The organism is Corynebacterium sp. TAE3-ERU30 (genome assembly GCF_019209925.1).
GTDB lineage: Bacteria > Actinomycetota > Actinomycetes > Mycobacteriales > Mycobacteriaceae > Corynebacterium > Corynebacterium megadyptis.
This window is the reverse complement of sequence record NZ_JAHUTO010000011.1, coordinates 1-1,042: the sequence shown is the minus strand read 5'-3', so window position 1 is coordinate 1,042 and position 1,042 is coordinate 1. Positions and strand designations below refer to the sequence as shown.

Below are 1,042 nucleotides of genomic sequence, written 5' to 3'. Positions count from 1 at the left end.
ACTTATTAGTTTAAATCTTACGGCTGAATATATGTCTATAGACAGTGAAAATGATTTATTTAGAAAACTTCCTACTTTTCTATCCTCCAAGATTGAACGAAGTGTTTACAATAAAAGAAAACGAAAATTAGCTGAGTATATAGAGCAAGTTCGAGCTAAGTTAGCCTCTAACTTTAACGAGTTTGAAGATTATTTTATAGTTGACAGTATGCCTTTGGAAGTGTGTAAAACTATTAGAAGTGTACGTTCTAAAATCTGTAAAGAAACCTATTATGCTTTCCCTGATATGGGATATTGTGCTTCTCAAAAAACAAAATTTTATGGCTATAAATTACATGCTGTATGCTCTATCAAAGGTGTTTTTCACAGTTTTGATTTAACTCCTGCATCCGTTCATGATATTCATTATCTGAAAGATATCAAGCAACAGATGAGAGATTGTACTATCATAGCCGATAAAGGTTACTTATCCTCTGAAATTCAATTAAACCTTTTTGAAACTTGCCATATAAAGCTTAATGTTCCTATGAGAAAAAATCAGAAAAACTATAGAAAACAACCTTTCGTTTTTAGAAAATCAAGAAAACGGATAGAAACTTTGTTCTCCCAATTATGTGACCAGTTTATGATCAGACGAAATTACGCCAAGTCTTTTGAAGGATTTAAAACAAGAATCATATCTAAAATAACAGCTCTAACTCTTATCCAATACATTAACCAAAAGATATTTAATAGAAATATTAATAATATCAAAGTCAAGATAATTTAAAATGCACAACGGGTAATATATTATATTATCACACATAACTAAAATAACTATAAAGACATTAAATGCTGTATAATAATCTTCGCCATATCTTCTAGTAAATCATTTTTCACATTGCTGCTTAACTGTCGTGTATGTATTACTAGTTTAGTTTTATCATCATTATAATGCAGAAAGAATTTATTTTTTTCAGTATAAATTTTTTCTTTATAGAACTTCACTCCAAACACATCATCAATTTCTCGAACTTTATCATTATTTTTTATATAATCAGAG

Annotated in this window: 2 protein-coding genes; one reads left to right on the top strand and one right to left on the bottom strand. The window is 28.4% G+C overall.

The window, feature by feature from the left end; all coding sequences use genetic code 11:
• A partial coding sequence (locus KR227_RS10710; RefSeq protein WP_218365321.1) for an IS982 family transposase occupies positions 1-769 on the top strand: 769 nt, incomplete at its 5' end.
• A gap of 47 nt (positions 770-816) precedes the next feature.
• Here the strand turns inward: KR227_RS10710 and KR227_RS10705 are convergent.
• Positions 817-1,042 (bottom strand): hypothetical protein (locus KR227_RS10705; protein ID WP_218365320.1); only part of this gene is annotated, 226 nt, incomplete at its 5' end.